General features: G+C 60.8%; 22 protein-coding genes. 17 read left to right on the plus strand and 5 right to left on the minus strand.

The window, feature by feature from the left end:
* Positions 1–65: 65 nt before the first annotated feature.
* Complete coding sequence (aceK, locus tag AC1IN8_RS09355) at positions 66–1,793, minus strand: bifunctional isocitrate dehydrogenase kinase/phosphatase (RefSeq protein ID WP_479758699.1); 1,728 nt, start codon at positions 1,791–1,793, stop codon at positions 66–68.
* A gap of 194 nt (positions 1,794–1,987) precedes the next feature.
* Here aceK and AC1IN8_RS09360 point away from each other — a divergent pair, with 194 nt between their 5' ends.
* The 5 genes from AC1IN8_RS09360 to AC1IN8_RS09380 all read left to right on the plus strand — a co-directional run bounded on the left by AC1IN8_RS09360 (position 1,988) and on the right by AC1IN8_RS09380 (position 8,210).
* Positions 1,988–2,680 carry a tRNA/rRNA methyltransferase gene (locus AC1IN8_RS09360; protein ID WP_479758700.1) on the plus strand — a complete coding sequence of 231 codons (693 nt, stop codon included), beginning with the start codon at positions 1,988–1,990 and terminating at the stop codon, positions 2,678–2,680.
* Between the two features lie 250 nt (positions 2,681–2,930).
* Positions 2,931–5,390: a bifunctional aspartate kinase/homoserine dehydrogenase I gene (gene thrA, locus AC1IN8_RS09365; protein ID WP_479758701.1), complete on the plus strand. Its 2,460-nt coding sequence runs from the start codon at positions 2,931–2,933 to the stop codon at positions 5,388–5,390.
* A 40-nt stretch (positions 5,391–5,430) separates the two neighbouring features.
* Positions 5,431–6,399, plus strand: a complete 969-nt coding sequence (gene thrB, locus AC1IN8_RS09370; protein ID WP_479758761.1) for a homoserine kinase — start codon at positions 5,431–5,433, stop codon at positions 6,397–6,399.
* Positions 6,396–7,670 (plus strand): threonine synthase, encoded by a 1,275-nt coding sequence (gene thrC / locus AC1IN8_RS09375; RefSeq protein ID WP_479758702.1) that lies wholly within the window; start codon positions 6,396–6,398, stop codon positions 7,668–7,670. Before thrB ends, thrC begins: the two co-directional genes overlap by 4 nt.
* Before the next feature lie 117 nt (positions 7,671–7,787).
* On the plus strand, positions 7,788–8,210 hold the full coding sequence (locus tag AC1IN8_RS09380) for a YybH family protein (RefSeq protein WP_479758703.1): 423 nt from the start codon (positions 7,788–7,790) through the stop codon (positions 8,208–8,210).
* Positions 8,211–8,312: 102 nt separating this feature from the next.
* Here the strand turns inward: AC1IN8_RS09380 and AC1IN8_RS09385 are convergent, their stop codons facing one another.
* Positions 8,313–8,897 carry a TetR/AcrR family transcriptional regulator gene (locus tag AC1IN8_RS09385; protein ID WP_319913265.1) on the minus strand — a complete coding sequence of 195 codons (585 nt, stop codon included), beginning with the start codon at positions 8,895–8,897 and terminating at the stop codon, positions 8,313–8,315.
* A gap of 131 nt (positions 8,898–9,028) precedes the next feature.
* On the opposite strand from AC1IN8_RS09385, the gene AC1IN8_RS09390 reads away from it, so the two are divergent.
* From AC1IN8_RS09390 to AC1IN8_RS09400, 3 genes are all read left to right on the plus strand, one after another.
* The gene (locus AC1IN8_RS09390) at positions 9,029–10,237 is read left to right on the plus strand and encodes an MFS transporter (protein WP_479758704.1); all 1,209 of its coding nucleotides are present in this window, start codon (positions 9,029–9,031) and stop codon (positions 10,235–10,237) included.
* A 113-nt stretch (positions 10,238–10,350) separates the two neighbouring features.
* Positions 10,351–11,301, plus strand: a complete 951-nt coding sequence (locus AC1IN8_RS09395) for a transposase (protein ID WP_479758705.1) — start codon at positions 10,351–10,353, stop codon at positions 11,299–11,301.
* 598 nt (positions 11,302–11,899) lie between these two features.
* Positions 11,900–12,826: a transposase gene (locus AC1IN8_RS09400; protein WP_479758762.1), complete on the plus strand. Its 927-nt coding sequence runs from the start codon at positions 11,900–11,902 to the stop codon at positions 12,824–12,826.
* Positions 12,827–13,190: 364 nt separating this feature from the next.
* Here AC1IN8_RS09400 and AC1IN8_RS09405 read toward each other — a convergent pair whose 3' ends face one another.
* Positions 13,191–14,804: a hypothetical protein gene (locus AC1IN8_RS09405; protein ID WP_479758706.1), complete on the minus strand. Its 1,614-nt coding sequence runs from the start codon at positions 14,802–14,804 to the stop codon at positions 13,191–13,193.
* 599 nt (positions 14,805–15,403) lie between these two features.
* Complete coding sequence (locus tag AC1IN8_RS09410; RefSeq protein ID WP_479758707.1) at positions 15,404–17,425, minus strand: BCCT family transporter; 2,022 nt, start codon at positions 17,423–17,425, stop codon at positions 15,404–15,406.
* A 244-nt stretch (positions 17,426–17,669) separates the two neighbouring features.
* Here AC1IN8_RS09410 and AC1IN8_RS09415 point away from each other — a divergent pair, with 244 nt between their 5' ends.
* The 9 genes from AC1IN8_RS09415 to AC1IN8_RS09455 all read left to right on the plus strand — a co-directional run bounded on the left by AC1IN8_RS09415 (position 17,670) and on the right by AC1IN8_RS09455 (position 24,962).
* Positions 17,670–18,029: a hypothetical protein gene (locus tag AC1IN8_RS09415; RefSeq protein WP_479758708.1), complete on the plus strand. Its 360-nt coding sequence runs from the start codon at positions 17,670–17,672 to the stop codon at positions 18,027–18,029.
* A 373-nt stretch (positions 18,030–18,402) separates the two neighbouring features.
* Positions 18,403–18,666, plus strand: coding sequence for a BufA1 family periplasmic bufferin-type metallophore (locus tag AC1IN8_RS09420; protein WP_139439338.1), 264 nt, complete (start codon positions 18,403–18,405; stop codon positions 18,664–18,666).
* 62 nt (positions 18,667–18,728) lie between these two features.
* Positions 18,729–19,571, plus strand: a complete 843-nt coding sequence (gene bufB, locus AC1IN8_RS09425; RefSeq protein ID WP_479758709.1) for an MNIO family bufferin maturase — start codon at positions 18,729–18,731, stop codon at positions 19,569–19,571.
* Complete coding sequence (locus AC1IN8_RS09430; RefSeq protein WP_479758710.1) at positions 19,564–20,316, plus strand: HvfC/BufC family peptide modification chaperone; 753 nt, start codon at positions 19,564–19,566, stop codon at positions 20,314–20,316. The genes bufB and AC1IN8_RS09430 overlap by 8 nt, the downstream gene beginning before the upstream one ends.
* Positions 20,313–20,768 carry a DoxX family protein gene (locus AC1IN8_RS09435; protein WP_479758711.1) on the plus strand — a complete coding sequence of 152 codons (456 nt, stop codon included), beginning with the start codon at positions 20,313–20,315 and terminating at the stop codon, positions 20,766–20,768. The genes AC1IN8_RS09430 and AC1IN8_RS09435 overlap by 4 nt, the downstream gene beginning before the upstream one ends.
* 62 nt (positions 20,769–20,830) lie before the next feature.
* A complete protein-coding gene (locus AC1IN8_RS09440) occupies positions 20,831–21,295 on the plus strand; it encodes a GNAT family N-acetyltransferase (RefSeq protein ID WP_479758712.1) in 465 nt (154 codons plus the stop codon).
* A gap of 189 nt (positions 21,296–21,484) precedes the next feature.
* Positions 21,485–22,780: a methyl-accepting chemotaxis protein gene (locus AC1IN8_RS09445; RefSeq protein WP_479758713.1), complete on the plus strand. Its 1,296-nt coding sequence runs from the start codon at positions 21,485–21,487 to the stop codon at positions 22,778–22,780.
* Between the two features lie 161 nt (positions 22,781–22,941).
* The gene (locus tag AC1IN8_RS09450) at positions 22,942–23,499 is read left to right on the plus strand and encodes a DUF3332 domain-containing protein (protein ID WP_265435435.1); all 558 of its coding nucleotides are present in this window, start codon (positions 22,942–22,944) and stop codon (positions 23,497–23,499) included.
* Positions 23,500–23,588: 89 nt separating this feature from the next.
* Entirely contained in the window at positions 23,589–24,962 is a 1,374-nt protein-coding gene (locus AC1IN8_RS09455) for an HD-GYP domain-containing protein (RefSeq protein WP_479758763.1), read from the plus strand.
* A gap of 72 nt (positions 24,963–25,034) precedes the next feature.
* Here the strand turns inward: AC1IN8_RS09455 and AC1IN8_RS09460 are convergent, their stop codons facing one another.
* A complete protein-coding gene (locus tag AC1IN8_RS09460) occupies positions 25,035–26,111 on the minus strand; it encodes an FUSC family protein (protein ID WP_139439346.1) in 1,077 nt (358 codons plus the stop codon).
* Positions 26,112–26,284: the final 173 nt, after the last annotated feature.

Genomic DNA, 26,284 nt, shown 5'->3' on the forward strand with positions numbered 1-26,284 from the left:
GCTGTCGCAGCCTGACGCCAGAAAAAGGGACGCCACGGCGTCCCTTTTTGCTGTTTCAGCCGGGCTCATCCCCCCCGCTGAAAGCGAAAGCGCTTCTTGCGCCTGTAGGGATAGACATCCTCGAACACCCCCTCCTTGATGTTGCCCTGCAGCATCTTCCAGTAGTTGGCATCGAACAGCTCCTTGTGCAGCTGCATCATGATCTCCCGCACCTGGGGTTTTTGCAGCAGGAAGGTGGCGAACTCCTCGGGGAAGATGTCGTTCGGGGCCACCGAATACCAGGGCTCGGCGCTCCACTCGTCCTCCGGGTAGCGCGGCGGCGGGATCTGGCGGAAGTTGCACTCCGTCATGTAGCAGATCTCGTCGTAGTCGTAGAACACCACCCGGCCGTGGCGGGTCACGCCGAAGTTCTTGAACAGCATGTCCCCGGGGAAGATGTTGGCCGCCGCCAGCTGGCGGATGGCGTTGCCGTACTCCTCCAGGGCGAGCCGGGTCTGATGCTCGTCCGCCTGATCCAGATAGAGGTTCAGCGGGATCATCTTGCGCTCTGTGTAGAGGTGCTTGATCACCAGCTTGTCGGCGGTGATGGTGAGCGCCGAGGGGGCCACCGACTTGAGCTCGGCCAGCAGTTCGGGGGAGATGCGGTCCAGGGGAAACTCGAAGTTGGTGAACTCCTGGGTGTCGGCCATGCGGCCCACCCTGTCGTGCTGTTTCACCAACCGGTATTTCGCCTTCACCTGCTCGTGGCTCACATCCTTGGGTGGGGTGAACTCGTCCTTGATCACCTTGAACACCACGTCGTAGGAGGGGAGGGTGAACACGCTCATCACCATCCCCTTGATGCCGGGTGCGATGACGAACTGCTCCCGGCTCTGGGCCAGGTGCTGCTGGTAGTGACGATAGAGTTCGGTCTTGCCGTGCTTCTGGCAACCGATGGCGTTGTAGATCTCGTAGTCCGGCTTGCGGGGCATGATCTGGCGCAGGAAGAGCACGAACAGGGCCGGCACAGGGGCATAGACCATGAAGTAGGCGCGGGCGAAGCCGAATACGATGGAGGCCAGCTCAGGCTCGAAGATGACGGTGTCCACATAGATGCTCTGGCCCGTGCTGAGCAGGGGCAGGATGAAGGGATGCACCTCGCCTTTCACCCGAATGAGCCCCACCAGATAGGCCCCCTTGTTGCGGTAGAACACCTCCTTGAGCAGCTCGATGGCGAACGGCTCCTCGTGCAGTATGGTCGGGCCGCTCTCCGCCAGATGGCGATGAATGTCGATGATGTCCCGCTGCTTGTCCTCAAAGGGCAGGGTGAAGCTGTAATCCCCGAGCAGCTGGCTCAGGGTCTGGGGCAGGTGGGCAAGGTCGGTGCGATAGACTCGCAGCAAGGCGCTCAAGTCCGGGTGCTCACCCCGGCTGCGAAAGGGGTGGATGTAGAGGTTCTCGTCGCGGATGTTGCGATGGCGGAAGATCCGGCGATAGACGGAGTTGAAGAAGGACTCTGCCACCTCGAAGTTCTCGCAGCGGGGCAGCAGATCGCTGAAGGCCCCCTTCACCTGCTTGAGCAGGGCCTGGGTCGGCAGCTGCTCCCCCATCATCTGCTTGATGAGGGCCGTGGTGGCGCCGACGTGATGATCATAGAGGCGAATGCGCTCGCGCCCGGCGAGCTGCACCCCCAACCAGTCGCTGTTCTCGAAGCGGCTCTTGCTGCCCTGGGTTATCTCGAGAAAGCGGCTGTAAAACGATTCGAAACGCTGCAAGATCGTCTCGGCGACCGCCTGTTCCAATGGCTGCTGCATCTCTCTCTTCCTTGTGATGTATCGGGCCCATGGCGTCTGTGCCGGTAGGGCGGGGACCCACTCGTCCGGCCACTATGGCAACATCCAAACATCTGTTCAAGTGGCAATGTTCGGGGATAAACGGTAGATTGCGCCCCTGTTTTGCCAGCGGTTTGCTGCAGTTCGCGGCGCTGGCCCTGTTCAGGAGATACCCGATGAAACTCTATTTTGTACTGGTGGCCCCCGCTCGCGCGGCGAACGTGGGTGCGGCCGCCCGCGCCATGAAAACCATGGGCTTCGATGCCATGCGACTGGTAGGGAGCCGGGTACACGAAGAGGAGGAGGCGAGCTGGGTCGCCCATGGCGCCCAGGAGATCCTGACCGAGGCAGAAGCCTTCGACACCCTGGAAGCGGCTCTGGCCGACATGGATCTGGTGGTCGCCACCACGGCCCGCCAGCGCGGCCGCTATCAGCACTACCTCACCCCGGCCGAGATCCGCGATCAGATCCGCGCCAAGCCCTCCCTTGGGAAGGTGGCCATCGTCTTCGGTTGCGAGGAGTCGGGTCTCTCCAACGAACAGCTTGCCCAGGTGGATCTCATCAGCTATCTGCCCCTCAAGGTGAGTTATCCCTCCTTGAATCTGGGGCAGGCGATCATGTTGTATGCCTACGAGATGAGTCCCCTGCTGGACGAACCCCAGGCAGTAGCAGAAAATATTGATGGTGCCGGGCAGGTTCGCGTACTCAAATCAAAAACAGCAGAATTGCTTGGTGAACTCGGAGTTTCTCAGGATGAAAAGCTGCATCAATGGGTGATGGACCGAGTGCCCATGCTGCCGCAGCGGGATCTGAATATGCTGCATCTGCTCTGCAAAGACCTCGCCCGCAAGTTTGGCAAGGAGGTTTAGGTTGACAGCCCAAGGTCCGGCAAGGTATTGCTAACAACCAGTTTCGTTCAAGAGTGTTCGTCATGCAGCTATTCACCAACATCATCACCACCACCATTATTACCGGTACCACCACAGGTGGCACTGGGGCCGGTTGATGCGCTGACGAACAAGCACAGAAATCTTAAAAGGCCCGTACCCACCCAGTACGGGCCTTTTTGTTGGATTGGTTTTTAGATTGAATTTCATAGATTTACAGGGAGAGAAAGCGATGAGAGTGTTGAAATTTGGCGGGTCGTCACTGGCCGACGCAGAGCGTTTCTTACGGGTCGCCGATATCGCGGTGAACACCCACGGCCAATCCCAGGTTGCCCTGGTGCTGTCGGCACCGGCCAAGGTGACCAACCACCTGGTCGCCCTGGTGGAGCAGACCAGTCGCGGCATGGATGCAAGCAGTACCCTGTTCGAGATCAACGGCATCTTCTCCCGCCTGCTGGCGGGCTTGAAGGCAGCCTACCCGGCGCTGGATGACAAGGCGCTGCAGGCTCGTCTCACCGCCGAGCTGGATCAGGTGGAGCGCCTGATGCAGGGCATCCGCCTGCTGGGGCTCTGCCCGGACAACGTCCAGGCCCGCATCCTGAGCCGGGGGGAGAACCTCTCCATCGCCTTCATGCACGAGTTGCTGCGGGTGCGCGGCCTCGAACTAGATCTCATCGTGCCGGAGCAGCTGTTGGTCACCGACGGCGGCTATCTGGAGGCTCACGTCGACATCGAGGCCTCCCGCCTGCGCTTTGCCGCCAAGGGCTTGCGCTCCGACTGCCTCTACCTGATGCCGGGCTTCACCGGTGGCAGCGACAAGGGCGAGACCGTGCTGCTGGGCCGTAACGGCTCCGACTACTCGGCCGCCGTCTTGGCCGCCTGTGTGGATGCCGAATGCTGCGAGATCTGGACAGACGTGGAAGGCTGCTACAACTGCGACCCGCGCCTGGTGCCGGATGCCTACCTGCTGAAAACCCTCTCCTATAAAGAGGCGATGGAGCTCTCCTATTTCGGCGCCAAGGTGCTGCACCCGAAAACCATCGCCCCCGTGGCCCAGTTCCACATTCCCTGCCTCATCAAGAACAGCTTCAACCCCCAGGGGCCGGGCACCCTCATCGGCGTCGAGCAGGGGGATGATGACCTGAAAGTGAAGGCCATCTCGGATCTCTCCGGCATGTGCATGTTCAACGTCTCCGGCCCCGGCATGAAGGGCATGGTGGGCATGGCCGGTCGCATCTTCTCCGCCGTCTCCCGCGCCGGGGTCAGCATAGTGCTGATCACCCAATCATCCTCCGAGTACAGCGTCAGCTTCTGTATCCACAGCTATGACAGCGACAAGACCCGCAAGGTGCTGGAGCGCGAGTTCGAGCTGGAGTTCAAGAACCAGCTGCTGGATCCGCTCGAGATCATGACAGATCTCGCCATCATCTCTCTCATCGGGGATGGCATGCGCACCTCCAAGGGGATGGCGGCGCGCTTCTTCACCTCTCTGGCCCAGGCCTCCATCAACATAGTCGCCATCGCCCAGGGCTCGAGCGAGCGCTCCATCTCCGCCGTGGTGCGGGATCGCAAGGTGGCGGAAGCCATCAAGGCCTGCCACCAGAACTTCTTCGGCAGCCAGCAGTTCATCGATCTCTTCGTGGTCGGTGTGGGGGGCGTCGGCGCGGCCCTGGTGGATCAGATTGCCCGCCAGCAGCCGGTCTTGGCCGAGCAGGGCACCGGCCTGCGGGTTGTCGGTATCGCCAACAGCCGCCAGATGGCGGTCAACAAGGATGGTCTGAGCCTCGCCAACTGGCGTGAGCAACTGGTGGAAGCCCGTGACAGCTTCAGCCTGGAGGCGGTGAAGAAGCTGGTGGAAGAGAGTCACCTCATCAACCCGGTGATCGTCGATTGCACCTCGAGCGAGGCCGTTGCCGTCCAGTACGCCGACTTCCTGGCCGCCGGTTTCCACGTGGTCACCCCGAACAAGAAGGCGAATACCGGATCGCTGGATTACTACAAGGCGCTGCGCCGCACCGCCCGTCAGACCCGCCGCAAGTTCCTGTACGAGACCAACGTGGGCGCCGGCCTGCCGGTCATCGAGAACCTGCAGAACCTGATCAAGGCAGGTGACAAGCTGCGCGCCTTCGACGGCGTGCTGTCCGGTTCACTCTCCTTCATCTTCGGCAAGCTGGATGAGGGCATGGCTTTCTCCGAGGCGACCCAAATCGCCCGCAGCAACGGCTTCACCGAGCCGGATCCCCGCGACGATCTCAACGGCATGGACGTGGCCCGCAAGCTCTTGATCCTGGCCCGCGAGGCCGGCATGGCGCTGGAGCTCTGTGATGTGGAAGTGGAGCAGGCACTGCCGCCGGGCTTTGATGTGAGCGGCGACGTGGAAGCCTTTATGGCCCGCCTGCCGGAAGCCGACGGCTGGTTCCGCGATCAGTTCGCGGCCGCCCAGCGGGAAGGCAAGGTGCTGCGCTACGTCGGCTCCATCGAGGGTGGCAAGTGCAAGGTCGCCATCAAGGCGGTCGGTGCCGACGAGCCCCTGTTCAAGGTAAAAGACGGGGAGAACGCGCTCGCCTTCTTCTCCACCTATTACCAGCCCATCCCCCTGGTGCTGCGCGGCTATGGCGCAGGGACCGAAGTGACCGCCGCCGGTGTCTTCGCCGACGTGCTGCGCACCCAGAACTGGAAGCAGGAGCTGTAACATGAGTTCAGCGATGAACCCCGATTTTGAACAAGATGCCATGGCGCAGGGCGGCAGCGTGGTCGCCTATGCCCCGGCCTCCAGCGCCAACCTGAGCGTGGGCTTTGACGTACTGGGGGCGGCGCTCGCCCCCGTGGATGGCTCCCTGCTCGGGGATCGCGTCCAGGTGAAGGCGGCCGATGTGGCGTTTGCCCTCTCCTCCGTGGGCCGCTATGCCCACAAGCTGCCGGATGATCCAAAGAAGAACATCCTCCATGACTGCTGGCTTGCCTATGGCGAGGCCCTGGAGAAGCGCGGCCTGAGACTCAAGCCGCTGGAGATGGTGCTGGAGAAGAACCTGCCGGTGGGCTCGGGTCTGGGTTCCAGCGCCTGCAGCGTGGTGGCGGCACTCGAAGGCCTCAACGCCTTTCACGGCGCCCCCCTCAATGAACACGACCTGCTGCTGCTGATGGGGGAGATGGAAGGCAAGATCTCCGGCTCCGTCCACTACGACAACGTCGCCCCCTGTTATCTCGGCGGCATGCAGCTGGTGCTGGAAGAGCACGGCGTCATCAGCCAGGGTATCCCGGTGTTTGAGCAGTGGTACTGGGTGGTCTGCTATCCGGGGACAGTGGTCTCCACCGCCGCCGCCCGCGCCATTCTGCCGGCCCAGTATCGCCGTCAGGATTGCCTCACCTATGGCCGCCGGCTGGCCGCCTTCGTGCATGCCAGCTACACCGGGCAGGAGGGGCTGGCGGCGAGCGTATTGAAGGACGTGATTGCCGAGCCGTACCGCGCGGCGCTCATTGAAGGTTTTGCCGAAGTGCGGGCCCAGGCCGCTCAGAACGGGGCGCTGGCCACCGGCATCTCGGGCTCAGGTCCCAGCGTGTTCGTGGTGATGAAGGATCTGGCCCAGGCCGAGCGCATGAAAGATTGGATGGACGCACATTTCGTGCAGAACGAAGATGGATTTGCCCGGGTTTGCAAACTCGACATGGCCGGGGCACGGGTAACAGGAAGCGAGCTATGAATCTTTACAATATCAAGGACAAGAGTGAACAGGTGAGCTTCGCCCAGGCGGTGCGCCAGGGTCTGGGCCGCGAGCAGGGGCTCTTCTTCCCCGAAACCATCGCGCCCCTGGACGACGTGGATGCCCTGCTGGCGCTGCCGCTCGCCGAGCGCTCCGCGCGTATCATCAGCCACCTGCTGGGGGACGAAGTGCCCAAGTCTAAGGTGAGCGAGCTGATCAATGCTGCCTTTACCTTCCCGGCGCCCCTGGTGAAGCTGAAAGACGGCACCTATGCCCTCGAGCTTTTCCACGGCCCGACCCTGGCATTCAAGGACTTCGGCGGTCGCTTTATGGCCCAGTGCCTGGCGACCTTCCGCACCAACGACAAGATCACCATACTCACCGCCACCTCGGGCGACACCGGCGCCGCCGTGGCCCACGCCTTCTACGGCCTGGAGGGGATCGAGGTGGTCATTCTCTACCCCAAGGGCAAGATAAGCCCGCTGCAGGAGGCGCTGTTCTGCACCCTGGGCGGCAACATCCGCACCATCGCCATCGACGGCGACTTCGATGCCTGCCAGGCGCTGGTCAAAGATGCCTTCGACGACGAGGCGCTGAAGAAGGCGATTGGCCTTAACTCCGCCAACTCCATCAACATCAGCCGCCTGCTGGCCCAGGTCTGCTACTACTTCGAGGCCCTGGCCCAGCTGCCCAAGGCCGATCGCGCCAAGGCGGTCATCAGCGTGCCGTCCGGCAACTTCGGCAACCTCACCGCGGGTCTTATCGCCAAGGCGCTGGGGCTGCCGGTGAAGCGCTTTATCGCCGCCACCAACGCCAATGACACAGTGCCGCGCTACTTGAAAACCGGCAGTTGGGAGCCGCACCAGACGGTCGCGACCCTCTCCAACGCCATGGACGTGAGCCGCCCCAACAACTGGCCACGGGTGGAAGAGCTGTGCCGCCGGGAAGGCTGGGCGCTGGAGACCCTGGGGTCAGGCATGCGTGACGATGCCCAGACTCGCGATGCGTTGCAGCGCCTGCATCAGCTCGATTACCTGTGCGAGCCCCACGGCGCCATTGCCTGGGATCTGCTGAACGAGCAGCTGGCTGAAGATGAAGTGGGGGTGTTCCTCTGCACCGCCCATCCGGCCAAGTTCAAGGAGTCGGTGGACGAGATCCTGAATCTGGATGTGCCGCTGCCGGGCCCGCTTGCCAAGCATGCCGCGCTGCCGCTGCTCTCCCACAACCTGCCCGCAGACTTTGGCCGCCTCAAGGCCTTCCTGCTCGGCTAAGTCGCCATGAGACGCTGAAGATCCCCCGCTTTTATCACGAGAGCGGGGGATTTTTTATTTCTGGCAGAGGGCGGGAAACCCCGCCCTGGATAATGACCCTGAAACAAGGAGCACGACATGAGCCAGCATCCCCTTCGCACCTTGATCGAGACCTGTGACGCCGCCATCTCCCGGCGCGACTTCGACGCCCTGATGACCTTCTACGCCGAGGACGCAGCCCTGGTGGTCAAACCCGGCATGGTGGTGCGCGGCATTCCCGCCATCCGCCGCGCCTTCACCGCCATCTCCGAGTACTTTGACGGCCGCCTTGAGGTGACCCAGGGGGCCATGGAGGTGATAGAGGGGGCCGACAACGCCCTGGTGATCATGGAGACCCGGCTGCGCTACCCGGGCGGCGAGGGCTGGATTGATGAAACCCGCCGCGCCACCTATGTGTTTCGCAAAGAGCCCTGCGGTCAGTGGCGCTGCACAGTGGACAACTCCTACGGTACAACGCTGCTGGCGGTGCAGCAGCCCGGCGATCGGCCTGCAAACGATTAGGGGAAAGTTGGGAGGGATAAGTTGGAGGAGGAGGGGTTAGTTGGAGGGGTTAGTTGGGACACCCACATTTTTGACACTGATAAAGCTGTGTGTCCCAGATCCCTACCTCACTCGCAACCCGCGTAGCAGCAACTCAAGGGCTGCTACGCTTCGAGCCAGGCGCACACTGCCTTCTTCACTTTCGGCAATCCAGCACGCCGCCTCCTCCAGACTGCCGTAGATCAGCGATGCCAGCGCCTCAGGGTCGGCTTCGACCACCACATCTTGCTGGATCAATCGGTGGATTAGCTGCTGCATCGAGGCGATGCAGTGGCGCTGCGCTTCCGGTGTGGTTCCCCCCAGCACCGCTTTGGCATCACGCAGCACTATGCGCTGGATCTCGGGCTCCAGTGCCATTTCCAGATAGGCTCGGCAGCGTGCACAGAAGCCGTCCCAGGGATCCTCGGCGCTATCTGAGATGGACTGCAGGCGGGCATCCATCTCGGCATCGATCTGCACTACGACCGCCGCCAGCAATCCTTTCTTGTCGCCGAAATGATGATAGAGCGCACCTCGGGTGAGATTGGCCTGTGCGGTGAGATCGTCCATCGAAGTGCTGGCATAGCCATGTTCGCTGAACACCTTGCGGGCCGTCGCCAGCAAGGTGGCGCGGGTTGCTTCCATGTCGGCGCGGGTGCGGCGAGCCATAGTCTTCTCCTTACATACGATGCGTATCTTTGTTTACATTCAGTGCGTATGTATGTTTTATTCATACGCAATGTATGTATTGTCACGGCACAGCGATGCCGTGACAAGCAGAACCCTATGGAGAAATCGAGATGACCAACCCTTATCGCACCCTTTTTACCGCCCCCGGTAGCAAGGGCTTTGCCCTGGCGGGCTTGCTGGCCCGGCTGCCATTGCCCATGACAGGTATCGGCATCATCACCATGCTGGCGCAACTGCGTGGCAGCTATGCCTTGGCGGGGGCCGTGTCGGCGGCTTTTGTGCTGACTTATGCCCTGTTATCGCCGCAGATTTCACGGCTGGTGGACAGGCTTGGGCAGGGTCGGGTGCTGCCTGTGACCACTGCCATCAGCGTCATCGGCTTGTTGCTCCTGCTCGTCAGCGCATGGTGGCAAGCCCCCGACTGGACCCTGTTCATCGGTGCTTTGCTTGCCGGCTTCATGCCAAGCATGTCGGCCATGATACGGGCACGCTGGACGGCCATCTACCGGGAACAGCCGAGCTTGCAGACCGCCTATGCGCTGGAAACCGTACTTGATGAAGTCACCTTCATCGCCGGGCCACCATTGTCGGTGGGGCTTTGCGTGATCTTGTTCCCTCAGGCTGGCCCGATGGCGGCGGCGCTGCTGTTGATGCTGGGGGTCTCCGCCCTGGTCGTGCAGCGCGAAACCGAGCCGCCGATCGAGGTGCAAGGCGCCACCACCGAAGATTCGGGCACAGTGATCCGGCTGGTGAGTGTGCGCTTGCTGGTGTCGCTGATGATGGCGATGGGGGTCATCGTCGGCACAGTGGACATCGTCAGCGTGGCCTTTGCAGAGCAACGGGGTCAACCGGCGGCGGCCAGTCTGGTGCTGTCGGCCTACGCCATAGGCTCTTGTCTGGCGGGGCTGCTGTTTGGGGCACTCAAGCTGCAAACCCCGTTGCATCGCCTGCTGCTGTTGGGCGGGTTGGCGACGTCCATCACCACGCTGCCGCTGCTGCTGGTGGGCAGCATTCCCGCGCTGGCGGTTGCCGTGCTGATCGCCGGACTGTTTTTTGCCCCCACCATGATAGTGGCGATGTCCCTGGTCGAACGTCTGGTCCCTGAGCATCGCCTGACCGAGGGCATGACTTGGCTGCTGGCCGGCCTGAACGTCGGGGTTGCCCTGGGGGCGGCGGTATCTGGTCAGGTCGTGGATGAAGGAGGCGTCCGGGCCGGTTTCTTCGTTGTTCTATGTGCCGGTGCCCTAGTACTGCTGATGGCTTTCTGGGGGCATCAGCACTTGCGCAGCCATGACTTGCTCACCCCGTACGTGGCCTGATGGCGGTACACCCTAAATCGGGACACCCTACACCTTAAATCGGGACACCCACCTTTTTGACAGCGGTTTAGTCGTGTACTTGGCTTGAGAGGTCACAGCCCAGGGGGTGAGCCATGACCATTGCCCGTTCACGTCAAATCAGCCTGCAAGATACGCCTTACTACCATGTGGTCAGCCGCTGCGTGCGGCGAGCTTTTCTGTGCGGGGAAGATGCCCATTCTGGTCAGAGTTACGAGCATCGTCGCCAGTGGGTGGTCGACAAGCTGGGCCAACTGTCGCGACTGTTTGCCATCGGTATTTGCGCTTATGCGGTGATGAGCAACCACTATCACCTGGTGCTCAAAGTGGAGCCCGACACAGCAGCAAGTTGGAGTGAGCGGGAGGTGGCCGAACGTTGGGCTGCGTTGTTCCAGTGGCCGCTATTGGTGCGGCGCTGGTATCAGGGGGAATCCCTGATTGAGCCCGAGCGGACTGTGGTGCAACAACTGATAGAGCAGTGGCGGGAGCGGCTTCATTCCATCAGCTGGTTTGTGCGGCTGCTCAATGAAAACCTGGCACGGCAGGCGAATCGGGAAGATGGCTGCAAGGGCCATTTCTGGGAAGGGCGCTTCAAGAGTCAGGCCCTGCTCACCGAGCCAGCCCTGCTGGCCTGCATGGCCTACGTTGATCTCAACCCGATACGGGCGGCATTGGCGGACCGACCTGAGGAGAGCGATTACACCAGCATCAAGCAACGCTTTGAGGGAGAGCAACCAGGCGCGCCATTGCCACCTTTGTTGCTGCCATTCGCAAGCCAAGCCCAACCGGAGGGCCTGCCTTATGCCTTTACCGATTATCTAATGCTGGTGGATTGGACAGGTCGCGCGATAAGAGCCGACAAGCAGGGGTATATACCTGCTCACCTGGCTCCCATTCTGGCGCGATTGGGCCTTGATGGTGCCCGTTGGTTGAAACAAGTGACACTGTTCAAGCGCCAGGGCATCAGAGTGGTGGGTGACAAAGACCACTGCCAGCAGTTTGCCTGGCACTGCGGCCAGCGACGATGCCATCAGCCACTTTGCTAATCCGTTAGATCCCGATTTACCCCCCCCTTGGCATTTGTGTGGTGTCAGGCATTACCACGTCTGAACGCGCGGCCACCAGGTAAAAATCGCTTGCTTACCCAATCTCTAGCGGGCTCTTGGGGGAGCAGTGTGTGATGAGAGAGCTAGCCAGCTAAGCAATGGCTGGCTCAGAAATGTGGGTGTCCCAGGTTTCGATCTAATGCTGGTGGATTGGACAGGTCGCGCGATAAGAGCTGACAAGCGGGGTTATATTCCTGCTCACCTGGCTCCCATTCTGGCGCGATTGGGCCTTGATGGTGCCCGTTGGTTGAAACAAGTGACACTGTTCAGGCGTCAGGGCATCAGAGTGGTGGGTGACAGGGAGCATTGCCAGCAGTTTGCGCAGCACTGTGGTCAGCAACGATGTCACCAGCCACCTTGTTAATCCGTTAGATCCCGTTTTACCCCCTTGGCATTTTTTTGGTGTCAGGTATTACCACGTCTGAACACGCGGCCCGCCAAGTAAAAATCGCTTGCTCACCCGATCTCTAGCGGGTTCTTGGGGGGAGCTGTGTGTGATGAGAGAGATAGCCAGCTAAGCAATGGCTGGCTCAGAAAGGTGGGTGTCCCAGGTTTTTGTTACTACCATGTGGTCAGCCGCTGCGTGCGGCGAGCGTTTCTGTGCGGGGAAGATGCCCATTCTGGTCAGAGTTACGAGCATCGTCGTCAATGGGTGGTCGACAAGTTGGGTCAACTGTCGCGACTGTTTGCCATCGGTATTTGCGCTTATGCGGTGATGAGCAACCACTATCACCTGGTGCTCAAAGTGGAGCCCGACACCGCAGCAAGTTGGAGTGAGCGGGAGGTGGCCGAACGTTGGGCGGCACTGTTCCAGTGGCCGCTGTTGGTGCGGCGCTGGTATCAGGGCGAATCCCTGATTGAGCCCGAACGGACTGTGGTGCAACAACTGATAGGGCAGTGGCGGGAGCGGCTTTATTCCATCAGCTGGTTTGTGCGGCTGCTCAATGAAAACCTGGCACGGCAGGCGAATCGGGAAGATGGCTGCAAGGGCCATTTCTGGGAAGGGCGCTTCAAGAGTCAGGCTCTGCTCACCGAATCAGCCCTGCTGGCCTGCATGGCCTACGTTGATCTCAACCCGATACGGGCGGCATTGGCGGACCGACCTGAGGAGAGCGATTACACCAGCATCAAGCAACGCTTTGAGGGAGAGCAACCAGACGCGCCATTGCCACCTTTGTTGCTGCCATTCGCAAGCCAAGCCCAACCGGAGGGCCTGCCTTATGCCTTTACCGATTATCTAATGCTGGTGGATTGGACAGGTCGCGCTATAAGAGCTGACAAGCGGGGTTATATTCCTGCTCACCTGGCTCCCATTCTGGCGCGATTGGGCCTTGATGGTGCCCGTTGGTTGAAACAAGTGACACTGTTCAGGCGCCAGGGCATCAGAGTGGTGGGTGACAAAGACCACTGTCAGCAGTTTGCGCAGCACTGTGGTCAGCAACGATGTCACCAGCCGCCTGTTTGAATCACTGCTCCCGCTTAATATCAAACCCCGGCATGTCATCCGATGCCGAGCATAGCGTTGTCTGAATAAGGATTTTTCGCGCCAGAGCGACCTGATTGTCGTTTCTGACCCTGGCTCCTCGTCCCTCCATTCATCACCATGGCGATAACCGACCTGGTTATGACTTACTGATAAAGGTGGGTGTCCCAGATTTTGCTTTCTGAACACGCGGCCCGCCACGTGAAAATCGCTTGCTTGTCCGTTCTCTAGCTGGTTCTTGAAGGAGCTGTGTGTGATGAGAGAGATAGCCAGCCAGGTAATGGCTGGCTCAAAAAGGTGGGTGTCCCAGGTTTCACCAAGTAAAAATCGCTTGCTTACCCGATCTCTAGCGGGTTCTTGGAGGAGCAGTGTGTGATGAGAGAGCTAGCCAGCCGAGTAATGGCTGGCACAGAAAGGTGGGTGTCCTAGATTTTCTCGTTGTAGTGACAAACTCTAGAGATGTTTTTAATCTGTCCCATAGTTTAATTCTATTTTCTTTTGATCTTGTTCTAAATGAGAGTATGGCCGGGCCAATTATCTTCCAATCATCACTTATCCATTCAGTGTTTGCATTTAAAAATCTTGAAACGTAGTGCCCAAATACAAATTCATTAATAAATTCTATTTTAGTTGGATTTCTTGAGCTTCTATCGAAGAAAGCATGGCTAGCGAGTTTATTTGATATAGCATCAGAAGTAGGTCTTTCGGTGGCAGCATATGTATCAATGCATTCATCTATTAGATCTTCACCCTCTATTTTGATGAGTTCAACAATATAGCTTCTTTCTTCGGCACGATAGTCATTTAATATCATGTCAGATGCTACTATATCTATTATCTCATTTTGTTTTGAGGCTGGCATTTTAAGGTCTTGTCTGTATTGCTCTCTATCAAGTATAAATCCAAAATAGTTATCAACCAAACTCTCTGGGCTGGAAAAAATATCCTGCAATCGTTCAGTGGATATATATCTGAGGAATGAAAGCATTACTGGGTTAGCAATAGAATCGATTTCTACGTTAGCTTTCTGTAACATTTCATATCTTTCTTTATTTAGCCAGTCTGTAACCAATGGTTCATTGATTTGTATCTTGACTAATTGAAAGTTAGCATTGTTTTTTTCTGCCCAAGTATGGAAGTCATCACCATCAAAGAGCATCGTTCTCCTGGTTGTTAATATTATTTTTGCGGTGCCATGTAAAAAATCACCAATAGTTTCAAGCATAGGTTCTTTGTTTACGAAGTCACTTTCATTTTTATTGTCATCTTTTAGTAGTTCATCGAAGCCATCTAGGATGGTTATTATTTTACCATTTTCTATTTCACTTTTAACCAGACCGGATGTTAAGCCTAAAAATGATTTATCAATTTCATCCAAGAGAATATGTTTAAATATTCTAGCTTGTCGATTTTTTGATAGTTCAGCAAGTAATGGTATTCTTTCTGAAATTTTATTTATCTGCGATGCCAACTCATAAGCGGAACTGGTTTTACCAAAGCCAGCCGCAGCTTCCACTACGAAAAGTATTGGTTTTGGTATGTTAAGTCTTGATAATATTTCATGTGGTATGTCTGATACACCAATATTTCCATCAATAATGTATGGCGCTTTTAAATATTCATATGCGTGTGTATCGCTATACTTCTCGCTTATTGATTTTGTGTATGATTGATAATCATATGTTATCTTTTCTCGATAGTCTGATACATGAAAGAAACTGTTGAAAAGTCGCTCATTTGTTGCAGAATGTTTTTCTATAACTAAAGTGTTATATCCCATTTTTTTCAGTTCAGATTCAAAGGCATTCGTGTTTGATTCGGTCTTTAATTTTATTATCTCAACGTTTCTAAAAGGCCCAGAGGTATAGAGAAATGATAAAAAACCATTTTTTATATCATGTTTAAATTCTTTGTATCCATATTTAAGATACTCATTATTTATCCTGTCAATATCTTTCATTAATAATCCTTGGTCATGTTTTTAGGCCAATGTGGTGCTAGGTTGTCTAATTGTTTAGAGGGGGCTGGTCATTGTGTTACTTTATATGCCTACAAGTAATGAGGTAAATGTCATTTATATCATTAAGTTAGTGGTTAATTATTTGATTGATGGAAGTGTATAAATTTTATTATTACAGAACTCATTTTTCGTCTGCTGGGCTTTTCTTCACTTCGTTGAGCACCAACCTATGTCCCAATGCCCCTGAGGATGGCAGACAAAATCCACGCTACCGCCCCTGGATTACAGCTTCCAATGCGCTCCATCGACCAGCGGGCGGGGCCCGGATGGTGCTGTAGGCGCCGAATGACCAGCATATCCTCAAGCCTCATACGCAAACCAGTCAGAAAGTGACGCAACTATCAGGATGATCTGCGTTTTTTGCGCCAGCTCAACAATTACAGTTTTGGGTATGGCAGAGGGGCGTGCCGTGGGTTTCCGTCAACTAGCCAAATGACTGCCAATAAAAATCCCCCTAGATGGGGGATTTTTATTGCTCGGGTTGGGCTCCTGCTCTCCTGTCGGGCCAGGGCGTTACCCGTTTGCCCATGACAGCGCCATCAGGCCCCGGTTTCGGGCGGGGTATGTTCGGGGGCGCCGCTCAGCAGATCCTGCCCCTGGTCCTGGCTCAGCACCAGATAGCGCTCGTACTGGCGCAGCACATCGGCGCTCAGCTCGTCCCGGGTCAGGTACTGGATGTCGTAACCGGCGCGGCCGTCGGCGAAGAAGGTGATGGGCTCGAAGATGCGGGCCTCGGGATCGTGGTTGTGGGTCGCCTCCAGGGGGTTGAAGGCGGGGGCGGGGCGGGCCTCGATGCGCACCCCGTAGCAGAAGTCCCGTCGTCCCTCCTGAGGCACCAGCAGGTGGCACTGATCCGCATCCTGCTCGACCCGGCTGGTGAGCCCGCGGGCCTCGAACTCCCGGCACAGGGCGGTCAGGGCGGGCAGGGCTGTCTCCTGCAGGAAGCTGCGGGTATCCTCCTCGGTGGAGGGGCTCAGCAGGTGATCCATGCGGGTGCGCCACTGCTTGCCGTTCCAGAAATCGGTGGCGGGGGAGAGGCGCCTGGCCGAGTGCTCCTTGTCCGCGATGAGGCCGCGCACCAGACCGAGGCAGAGCAGCACCATGATGAAGGCGAACGGCAGGGCGGCGATGAGCGTCATGGATTGCAGCGCCGCCAGCCCCCCCGTGCTCATCAGGGTGCCCGCGGTGACACCGAGCAGCAGGGCCCAGAACAGGCGCTGCCAGATGGGGGAGCCCTCCTTGCCCTGGGTGGCGATGTTGTCGATGACGAAGGCCCCCGAGTCGGCGGAGGTGACGAAGAAGACGCTGATGAGGATCACCGCCAGCGCCGAGGTGATGTCGGCCCCCGGCAAGAGGTCAAAGAAGTTGAACAGCAGGGTGTCTATGTTGCCGACCGAGTCGATCAGGGTCTGGCCCCCTTCCTGCTGGCTGGCCCAGATGGCCGCGTTGCCGAACACCGTCATCCACAGCAGGTTGAAGGCGGTGGGCACGAACAAGACGCCCAGGATGAACTCGCGCAGGGTGCGCCCGCGGGAGATGCGGGCGATGAAGAGGCCGACGAAGGGGGACCAGGAGATCCACCAGGCCCAGTAGAGCAGGGTCCAGTTGCCAAACCAGCCCGCCTGGCGGGTCTCGCTGTAGGTGAAGGTGCGGAAGGTGAGCTGGCTCAAGGAGGAGACATAGTTGCCTATGTTCTCGGACAGGGCCCCCAGCAGGTACTGGGTGGGGCCGGCCACCAGCACGAACAGCAGCAGCACTATGGCGAGGAAGAGGTTCAGCTCGGAGAGGCGCTTGACCCCCTTGTCGAGCCCGGTGACCGCCGACAGACCGGCCAGGGCGATGACGACCCCGATGAGGCCAAAGCGGAACAGCTCCCCCGAGGTGTCCATGCCGGTGAGCCGGGTGATCCCCGCCGACAGTTGCAAGACCCCGTAACCTAGGGTGGTGGCGATGCCGAAGATGGTGCCCACCAGGGCGAAGACGTCCACCGCGTGGCCGAGCGGGCCGTGGATCTTCTCCTTGAAGATGGGGTAGAGGCCCGAGCGTATGGTCAGGGGCAGGTTGTAGCGAAAGCCGAAGTAGGCCAGCACCAGACCGACGATGGCGTAGATGGCCCAGGCGTGAAAGCCCCAGTGGAAGAAGGTGGTGACCATGGCCTCGCGGGCGGCAACCGGGGTCAGGGGGGTCGCCTGGGGCGGGGAGACGAAGTGGGTCATGGGCTCGCCCACCCCGAAATACATGAGCCCTATGCCCATGCCGGCGGCAAACAGCATGGCGAGCCAGGAGGTGAAGCTGAACTCGGGCCTGGCGTCGTCCGGCCCGAGCCGGATGTTGCCGTAGCTGCTGAAGGCCAGCACCAGCAGCAGGATCAGGAACATGCCGACCACCAGCACATAGAACCAGCTGAAGTGATCGGCTATCCAGCTCTGGCCGCTGCCGAAGAAGCGGGCGGCCGCCTCCGGCGCCAGGGAGCAGACGGCCAGCAGCCCGAGGATGAAGAGCAGACCCGGGATGAAGATGGGCAGTGACAGTGTGCATCTGGGGGGGCGAGGAGCGTTCATGGGGCACCTTTGGGTAGAGGGACTCAAGACACTATAGGGCCATTGTTCACAAAAGAGACTAAAAGAGCGGGCATTCTGGTCACGCTCCCCCAGGTGCGCCCGCTCCCGCCTCTGGCGGAACACAGGGGGCGGCTTGGTTGTCTTCAAACGGGGCGACTATAGTGCAACCTGAAAGGAGAGGGGCGCTGAGCCTTGTCCCTTTGTCGCCAGAATCACAGTCAAATCAACAACGAGGGTTTGCCAGATGAAATTCATTGCCATCCTGATGACGGTATTTTTGTTCGGTATGGGGACGGCCCACAGCGCGGCACAGCAGGAGTGCGAGGCGCAGGCCGCGGTGAAGAAGCTGGCGGGCGCCGCCAAGACCAACTTTGTGGGCAAGTGCGTCAAGGATGCCTCGGCCAGCACCAAGGCGAGCCAGTGCGAGAAGGCGGCCGCCGACAAGAAGCTGGCCGGAGCGGCCAAGAACAGCTTTATCCAGAAGTGCGTGAAGACGGACGCCGCCACCGACAAGACGGCCCAGTGCGAGAAGGCAGCCGCCGACAAGAAGCTCGCCGGGGCGGCCAAGAACAGCTTCGTGCAAAAGTGTGTCAAGACCACCTGAGCCCGGGGGCAAGGGGTGAGCGAGCGCCTCGGGAAGGCGCTCGTCTGGGAAAAGAGAGGGGCCATGTGCCCCTCTCTTGTTGTGGTGGCTGTGCGGTGGCGGAGCAAGGTGGGCGTTATCCCGGCGTCCTTGGCAAGGGCGGCGCAAGGCCCCTTGATAAGGGATGGCCGGGCCGCCGCATATCCCCCATTTTTTGATTAAATTTATATCCATTAAAAACAATATGTTATTGGTGTTTTGTTGGCTTTTTTTCAGGTTTTTTTCAGGTTTTTTTCAATTTTGGGGAAATCTTTTCTCCCCTCGTCCGGTTCTATTGGACGTAACCGGATGAGATGCGCCGGAGACACCACTCACGACAATAAGGAATATGGACATGAACGTGAAAAAGAGTACTGCCATTGCCTCTGCCATGACGGGTCTGCTGGCCCTGGGTGCCCAGTTCATCGCCGCGCCAGTCATGGCGGCGGACGACAAGGAGAAGTGCTACGGCGTGGTCAAGGCGGGCAAGAACGATTGCGCCACCAAGGGCGGCTCCTGCGCCGGTACCGCCAAGATGGATGCCCAGGGGGATGCCTTCGTGGTGGTGCCCAAGGGCCTGTGCGAGAAGCTCGCTGGCGGGTCGCTGCAACCCAAGTAAGCACTGTGCCATGGTGTGGCGCCCGCCACATCATGGCCCTCATCTTTTGAGAGAGCCCCGCCATGAACCCCTTGATCGGTATAGGTTTACGCCCCCCCCACTATGACGAGATCCGCCAGACCCTGCCCGGGGTAGGCTGGCTCGAGGTGCACAGCGAAAACTACTTCGAGCGCCACGGCAAGGGCTTCGAGGTGCTGGCCGAGCTCGCCGGGCACTACCCTGTCAGCCTGCACGGGGTCGGCATGTCGCTTGGCTCCGCCGACCCGCTCGACCCTGCGCACCTGCGCCAGCTGGCGGCCCTGGTGGCGGCCATCTCGCCGGTGCGGGTCTCCGAGCACCTGAGCTGGGGCAGCATAGGCGGGCGCTATTTCAACGATCTGCTGCCCATGCCCTACACCCGCGAGGCCCTCTCGCACATGAGCGACAAGATAGAGCGGGTGCAGCAGGCCCTGGGCCGGCAACTGCTCATCGAGAATCCCTCCTCCTACCTGCAACTGCCCGGGGAGATGGGGGAGGCTGAATTTCTGGCGGAGCTGGCGCGGCGCAGCGGCTGCGGCGTCCTGCTCGATCTCAACAACCTTTATGTCAGCAGCGTCAATCACGGCTTGGATTGTGCCGACTACCTGGCCACCATCGAGCTCGGGACGGTCGGGGAGATCCACCTGGCCGGGTTTACCGACAAGGAGTTGCCCCAGGGGCACCTCTATATCGACACCCACAGCGCCCCTGTGGCCGAGCCGGTGTGGGCGCTCTATCGGCAAGTCTGCGGGCTTAGCGCCATCCCCACCCTGATCGAGTGGGATCTGGAGATACCCCCCTTGCCTGTGCTGCTGGAAGAGGCCGGACGCGCCGACGCCATACTGAGCGCGGCGCAGCTAACCTCCCGGGAGGCCGCCCATGTCTGAGCTGGCCTCCCTGCAAAGCTGCTTTGCGAGCGGTCTGCTCGGGGAGGATGACGCCATCCTCGCGCGCATCCAGCCGGGGCGCTTTGCCCCCGAGGCCCTGCTGCAGATCTATCGCAACAACTTCATCCTCGGCCTCACCGAGGTGCTCGCCAGCAGCTATCCCGCGGTACGCGCCATGGTGGGGGAGACCTTCTTTGAGGCGGCGGCGCGAGGGTTAGTGCTGGCCGAGCCCCTGGAGGAGGGGAGCGTCATGGACTACGGGGAGGGTTTTGGCGCCTGGCTCGAAGGCTTGCCCACCACCCGGGCTCTGCCCTGGCTCGGGGAGCTGGCCCGCTTCGAGTGGCAGCTGGAGCGCGCCGCCCTGCTGGCGCCAGAGTCCAGGCGCTGGCCCGCCGAGCGGCTCGCCGCCCTTGCCCCGACCCAGTGGGATCGACTGGTGCTGCATCCCGCCTGCGATCTGCTGCTGCTCGAGAGCCGCCATCCGGTGCTGGCGCTCTGGCAGATGGCCCTGCACGGCGGGGAGACGGTCAGCGAGCTGGATGCCCCCTGCTGGCTGGCCCTGAAAAAACGCCCCGGCCACAGGGTCGAGCCCATCCCCCTGGATGCCGCCGCCTGGCGCCTGCTGCAGGGCTGCCAGCAGGGCAGGCCGCTGGCCAGCCTGCTGGCCCGGGAGCCGGCCATGGCCGAGCACCTGACCCACCTCATCACCCTCGATCTGCTGGTCGATCTGGAGCTTGCCCCATGACAACACAGACTCTCACCAAGCCGCTTGGCCTCTTTGCCGAGCGCATCCTGCCCTGGTGCAGCGGCGCCCTGCTGCTACTGGCCAGGCTCTGGGTCGCCGCCGTCTTCCTGCGATCCGGCTGGCTCAAGTTCACGGCCTGGGACTCCACCCTCTACCTGTTCGAGTTCGAGTATCAGGTGCCCCTGCTGCCCTGGCAGTGGGCGGCCTACGCGGGCACCGCGACCGAGCTGCTGCTGCCGCTCTTCCTGCTGGCGGGGCTCTTCACCCGTCCGGTCGCCTTGCTGCTGTTTGGCTTCAACGCCATGGCGGTCATCTCCTATCCCACCCTGTGGGCGGGGGGCTTTCACGATCACCAGCTGTGGGGCTGGATGCTGCTGACCCTGGCGGTGTGGGGGGCTGGCCCCCTGTCGCTGGACAGCTGGCGCCTTGCAAAGGGGCGCAGCGGCCATTAACGTGGCTGCCAGATGAAGGGGCCTGCGGGCCCCTTCCTGTCATGTCACCCAAGGAGAGACAGATGATGGTTCGCGAGGCCCTGGCCGCCGACATTCCCGCCCTGGTGCATCTTCGCATGGCGCTCTTTTGCGAGGTGGGGGAGCTTGCCCGGCCCGATGAGGACCCCGCCCTCTGGCAGGCGACGCTGGCCTATTTCACCCGGGCGCAGGAAGAGGGCAGCGCCCGCTCCTGGCTGGTGGAGGTCGACGGGGAAGCGGTGGCGTGCGGCACCCTGGCGCTCTTCGTGCGGCCCCCCTATCCGGGCAACCTGGCGGGGCGCGAGGCCTATCTGCTCAACATGTATACCCGGCCGGCCTGGCGCAAGCGGGGCATGGCGAGCGTCCTGCTCGATGCCATGGCGGCCCATGCCCGGGAACAGCGACTGGGCAAGCTGTGGCTGCACGCCAGCGAGCAGAGGCGTCCGCTCTACGAGCGGCTCGGTTTTGTTTCCAACCCGGCCTGCCTGGAGTGGTGTCCGGCGCCCTGAGCGAGGCGCAGTGATCCTGAGTCGATTCTTTTACGTACTGGCGCTCTTGGCGGCGGCGTTGCTTTTCTCTACACTGCGCGCCCCGTGGTCCAAGGTCATCTGACCACTCATCTTGAGACTCGCGGGGCCGATACAGTCAGTGGGGGAGGCTGTGGTGCCGATCCGGATCGTCAACGAGGTAGGAGTGTCATGTTCAATCACAAACTCAAGGCGCAGTTGCAGGCCTGTCAAGCCCGGCTCGAGGAAGAGCAGGGCTTCGCCCAGGCGATCAAGGGCAGTGCCGCGACCATCATCTTCAGTCCGGACGGGGAGATCCTGGAGGTCAGCGAGCCCTTCCTGAGCCTGATGGGATATGGCGCGGGCGAGCTGCAGGGGCGCCACCACCGCCTGCTCTGCCCCGAGGGCTGGACCGGCTCCACCGACTATCAGCAGTTCTGGCGCCGCCTCGCCCAGGGGGAGTCGCAGTCCGGCACCTTCGAGCGGGTGAACAGGCAGGGGGAGACCCGCTGGCTGGAGGCGAGCTATTTCCCGGTGAAGACCCAGGGCAGGGTGACCCGGGTGGTGAAGCTGGCCAGCGATGTGACGGCCCGGCATCAGCGGCTGCAACATCTGGAGGCGCTCTCCCAGGCGCTGGACCGCTCCCGGGCCATGATAGAGTTCACCCCGAGCGGCGAGATCATCGACGCCAACGCCAACTTCCTGGACACCATGAGCTATCGCCTGAACGAGATTGCGGGCAAGCATCACAGGATCTTCTGCGATGAGGCCTTCCTGCGCGAGCAGCCCAGATTCTGGGAGGAGCTGGCCCGTGGCCAGTTCAAGTCCGGTCTCTTCATGCGCCACAACAGCCGGGGGGATGCCGTCTGGCTGGAGGCCACCTACAACCCGATCCGGGATCAGAGCGGCAAGGTGGTGAAGGTCGTCAAGTTCGCCAGCGACATCACGGCCCGCATCGAGCAGAACCACGCCACCCGGGAAGCGGCCCGCCTCGCCCACAGCACGGCGCAGGAGACCCTCTGCAGCGCCGAGGCCGGGGCCGAGCTGCTGCGCGCCGTGGTCGATACCTCTTCCCTCATCGCCGCCCAGGTGGATCAGGCCATCGCCCTCGTCGGCCAGCTCAACGAGCAGTCCAGGAGCATAGAGGCCATCGTCTCGACCATCAGCGCCATCGCCGATCAGACCAATTTGCTGGCTCTGAACGCCGCCATCGAGGCGGCGCGGGCGGGGGAGCAGGGACGGGGTTTTGCCGTGGTGGCCGACGAGGTACGCCAGCTGGCGGCCCGCACCTCCCTTTCCACCGCCGAGATAGCCAAGGTGGTGCAGAAGAACCGCGAGCTGACCGCCAGGGTGACCGACGACATGGCCGGGGTGGCGGGCAGCGCCGAACTCGGCAAGCAGCAAATCAGCGAGGTGGACAAGCTGATGAACGACATCCACCAGGAGGCGAGCCGGGTCTCCCAGACGGTCTCGGCACTCTCCATCTGAGCCACCTGCGGTTGCGACACCCTCTGGCGAGATCGCCAAAAGAGTGAGCGAACGAGCCACCAAGCTGAACCCTGGCTGTACCACCCCGGCCTTGTGAATTGTGGCGCCCCGCCCCCTTGTTTAGGCTGCCGCCTCATTTTTCATTGAGCGGGTAGAGAACAATGGCAGTACGACAGAAAGGCAGGGCCCTGGCCCTGCTGCTGGGGACGGTGGCGAGCATGGGGCTCGGCGGTTGCATGGGGCAGATGGGGCTCTCCTCCATGGTGACCAAGGGCAACCTCAGCGTGGTGGACAATCGCTACGGCCGTGCCGGTGTCTTCGTCCTGCTCTCCCCCGTCTATGGCCTGGCGGCGACGGCGGATCTGTTCGTGTTCAACACCATCGAATTCTGGTCTGGCAAGAACCCCATCACCGGCAAGTCCCCGGCCCTGGTGGATCACAAGGCCGATGCGGTGATCAAGGTCAACCAGCATCTGGACCCGGCCCTCAACAAGGTGCCGCTCGCCATGCTGCCGCAAGGGGTGCGCGAGGTGAAGGTGAGCTACCCGGACGAGCGCACGGCCCAGATGGAGATCCACTACATCGACGGCCATCGCGACATGATGCGCGGGGAGATGCGCGGCGAGCTGCTGGACATCTACCTGGACGACAAGCTGGTCTCGACCCTGACCCGCAAGCAGCTGGACGAAAAGGCAGGTGCAGGCAAGGTGGAGGTGTAACTTCTTCAGAAAGCCGATCTTTTTCCATCTGAAAAGGGTATAAACAAGCGGCTGGCAAGATCGCCATTATGTCTAAGGGAGAGCAGGCTATGGCGGTGACAGGATTGCGGTTGGCTGAATTGATTGGTTCCCTCAGTCATGCCCTGGACATGACCGAGGGTCAACCACGAGGACACTGCATCCGCTGCTGCTGGATAGGTGCCCGTCTGGGGGAGCGGCTGGGACTGGATGCCCGGCAGCGCCACGACCTCTATTACACCCTGCTGCTCAAGGATCTGGGGTGCAGCAGCAATGCCGCCCGCATCTGCGAGCTCTATCTCACCGACGATCTTCACTTCAAGCGCGACTTCAAGCTGGTGGATGGCTCCCTCTCCGAGGTGGTCAACTTCGTGCTGGGTCACACCGGCTTGCAGGCGGATCTGCTCGGCCGTTTTCGCAGCCTGTTCCACATCTTTCGCAACGGCGATCAGATAGCCAACGAGCTTATCCAGACCCGCTGTCACCGGGGGGCGGACATCGCTCGCCAGCTGCGCTTCAGTGACGAGGTGGCCAACGGCATCCTCTCCCTCGATGAGCACTGGAATGGCAAGGGGCGGCCGCTGCAGCTGGCGGGGGAGGCGATCCCGCTCTTCTCCCGCATTGCCCTGCTCTGTCAGGTGGTGGATGTGTTTCATGCCGCCGCAGGGCCGGATGCGGCGCAGAGGGAGCTGCGCGAGCGCAGCGGCAGCTGGTTTGATCCCGCCCTGGTCGCTGAGTTTGAGGCGCTGGCCGACGAGGCGTTCTGGCAGGGGCTGATGGATCCCAGGCTGACCGAGTGGGTCTTCGACCACCCGGCAGGTCAGGGGGAGGTGGCGCTCAATGAGGATTATCTGGACGAAATCGCCGCGGCCTTCGGTCAGGTGGTGGACTCCAAGAGCCCCTATACCGCGGGTCACAGTGGCAGGGTGGCACTCTACACCGATATTCTCGCCGCCCAGATGGGCTTGTCTGCATCGAGACGGCGCTGGCTCAAGCGGGGGGCCCTGCTTCACGACGTGGGCAAGCTCGGGGTGAGCAACGCCATCCTCGACAAGCCGGGCAAGCTCGATGGGCAGGAGTGGGCGGCGGTGCAGCTGCATGCCGCCTATACCGAGGAGATCCTGAGCCGCATCGGCGCCTTCGAGGAGCTGGCCCAGGTGGCCGGTGCCCACCATGAGCGGCTGGACGGCAAGGGCTACCCCAAGGGACTCAAGGGGGCGGAGATCTCCCTTGAGACGCGCATCATCACCACAGCCGACATCTTCGATGCCATCACCGCCAAGCGCCCCTACCGGGACGCCATCCCTGTGCCCCAGGCGCTGGAGATGATGGCCGAGCATCTGGGCAGCGCCATCGATCCCGACTGTTTCGCCGCCCTTCAGGCGGGGATCCGGGACTTCTCCCTCTACCTCACCCCGGAACAGCCCCTGGCACAGGCCGGTTAAAGCCGACGGCGCCGTCATGGCCCGAGGGGCCGGAGACCAAAGACAGAACGCCCCGCATTGCGGGGCGTTCTGTTAGCCCGCCTTGCTGCCCTGACTGCGGGGCGGGTTCATCACCAGTCCCAGCAGGCGGTGGAGGTGGGCTATCTGTTCGGTGAGCTGCAGGTTGAGCCAGAGGTAGCCGCTGATGGTGGCCTCGTCGTCGGCCCCAGGGCGCACCTCGGCCTGCACCTCGGCTGCGGCCGCCTGCAATCGGGCGATGGCCTGCTCGGCGGCGCTGCTGTCGCCGCTCTTGAGCATGAGGGCGAGCTGGATGATCACCGCCTCCGTGGCCTGCTGGCAGGCACGCAGGCCGGGGTGGCTCTGCATCAGGAAGTGGCTCTGGCGATCGCGCCAGTAGGTGTTGGCCAGCATCTCCAGGGTGCAGAAGGTGTTGCGCATCGTGGTCTGGACGGCCTCGAACAGGGTGCTGTTGAGACGGGTCTCCTTGACGGCGGGCGCCAGCAGGGGGCGCAGGCTGACTATCTTGGTGAGCAGGCGGGCGTGGCTTTGGGCCAGCCTGGGTCGCTCCAGGATATTGGGGGAGAGGTGGGTGTGATAGATCCGTTGCGCCTGTTGCAGGCTGTCGTGCATCTGCAGCCGCCAGTGGGTATAGGCCCGCTGGGGGTAGATGCTGCAAAACAGCAGGGCCAGCATGGATCCCAGGATGACGTCGCCGCTGCGCCAGAGCGCCGTCTCTATGTCTCCCGGCACTCCGCCGACTATGACCCCCAGGGTGATGCCGATGAGCAGCCCAACATAGGGGCGCTTGCCGAGCGCCAGGTAGCCGCACAGGAACATGATGGCGCTGCACCAGACCAGCATCAGCGGCAGGGAGTAGAGCTCCAGATAGAGGGCCACCACCCCGCAGGCGGCGCCGAAGATGGTGCCGACCACCCGTTGCAGCGCCCGGGAGAGCACGTTGCCCCAGAACGAGATGGGGCCCATCACCACCACCAGGGTGATGAGGGGCCAGGTGCTCTCCGGCAGCTTGAGCTCCCGGGTCAGCAGGAAGGTGAGGGTGAAGGCCAGGGCGATGCGCAGGCCGTGGACCAGGCGGTAGCGACCATAGATCAGCAGATCGAATCGGGAGAGCGGCGTGTTCAGGCGCAAGGGAGTCGTCTCATGTCAGGTTGATCATCTCGTGTTGCCGTGCCGGCTGACGCTCGCCATCAGGGCAAGAGGCGGATCCGGACCCGTTCACCCTGGGTGATGGCCGATCGGGCAGGGCACTCGATCACACAGTTGGCCGGGGGCAGGGCAGAAGGCATGAAAGCACTTGCCGG

It is taken from the genome of Aeromonas sp. 130281 (assembly GCF_056642115.1).

Excerpts from the sequence above, each read along its gene's own strand:
- AC1IN8_RS09445 (WP_479758713.1), top strand. The coding sequence starts at position 21,485 with ATGTTCAATCACAAACTCAAGGCGCAGTTGCAGGCCTGTCAAGCCCGG.
- AC1IN8_RS09450 (WP_265435435.1), top strand. The coding sequence starts at position 22,942 with ATGGCAGTACGACAGAAAGGCAGGGCCCTGGCCCTGCTGCTGGGGACG.
- AC1IN8_RS09380 (WP_479758703.1), top strand. The coding sequence starts at position 7,788 with ATGAGCCAGCATCCCCTTCGCACCTTGATCGAGACCTGTGACGCCGCC.
- aceK (WP_479758699.1), bottom strand. The coding sequence starts at position 1,793 with ATGCAGCAGCCATTGGAACAGGCGGTCGCCGAGACGATCTTGCAGCGT.
- thrA (WP_479758701.1), top strand. The coding sequence starts at position 2,931 with ATGAGAGTGTTGAAATTTGGCGGGTCGTCACTGGCCGACGCAGAGCGT.
- bufB (WP_479758709.1), top strand. The coding sequence starts at position 18,729 with ATGAACCCCTTGATCGGTATAGGTTTACGCCCCCCCCACTATGACGAG.
- AC1IN8_RS09435 (WP_479758711.1), top strand. The coding sequence starts at position 20,313 with ATGACAACACAGACTCTCACCAAGCCGCTTGGCCTCTTTGCCGAGCGC.
- AC1IN8_RS09360 (WP_479758700.1), top strand. The coding sequence starts at position 1,988 with ATGAAACTCTATTTTGTACTGGTGGCCCCCGCTCGCGCGGCGAACGTG.
- AC1IN8_RS09420 (WP_139439338.1), top strand. The coding sequence starts at position 18,403 with ATGAACGTGAAAAAGAGTACTGCCATTGCCTCTGCCATGACGGGTCTG.
- AC1IN8_RS09405 (WP_479758706.1), bottom strand. The coding sequence starts at position 14,804 with ATGAAAGATATTGACAGGATAAATAATGAGTATCTTAAATATGGATAC.
- AC1IN8_RS09390 (WP_479758704.1), top strand. The coding sequence starts at position 9,029 with ATGACCAACCCTTATCGCACCCTTTTTACCGCCCCCGGTAGCAAGGGC.
- AC1IN8_RS09385 (WP_319913265.1), bottom strand. The coding sequence starts at position 8,897 with ATGGCTCGCCGCACCCGCGCCGACATGGAAGCAACCCGCGCCACCTTG.
- AC1IN8_RS09410 (WP_479758707.1), bottom strand. The coding sequence starts at position 17,425 with ATGAACGCTCCTCGCCCCCCCAGATGCACACTGTCACTGCCCATCTTC.
- AC1IN8_RS09440 (WP_479758712.1), top strand. The coding sequence starts at position 20,831 with ATGATGGTTCGCGAGGCCCTGGCCGCCGACATTCCCGCCCTGGTGCAT.
- thrB (WP_479758761.1), top strand. The coding sequence starts at position 5,431 with ATGGCGCAGGGCGGCAGCGTGGTCGCCTATGCCCCGGCCTCCAGCGCC.
- AC1IN8_RS09415 (WP_479758708.1), top strand. The coding sequence starts at position 17,670 with ATGAAATTCATTGCCATCCTGATGACGGTATTTTTGTTCGGTATGGGG.
- AC1IN8_RS09455 (WP_479758763.1), top strand. The coding sequence starts at position 23,589 with ATGGCGGTGACAGGATTGCGGTTGGCTGAATTGATTGGTTCCCTCAGT.
- AC1IN8_RS09430 (WP_479758710.1), top strand. The coding sequence starts at position 19,564 with ATGTCTGAGCTGGCCTCCCTGCAAAGCTGCTTTGCGAGCGGTCTGCTC.
- thrC (WP_479758702.1), top strand. The coding sequence starts at position 6,396 with ATGAATCTTTACAATATCAAGGACAAGAGTGAACAGGTGAGCTTCGCC.
- AC1IN8_RS09395 (WP_479758705.1), top strand. The coding sequence starts at position 10,351 with ATGACCATTGCCCGTTCACGTCAAATCAGCCTGCAAGATACGCCTTAC.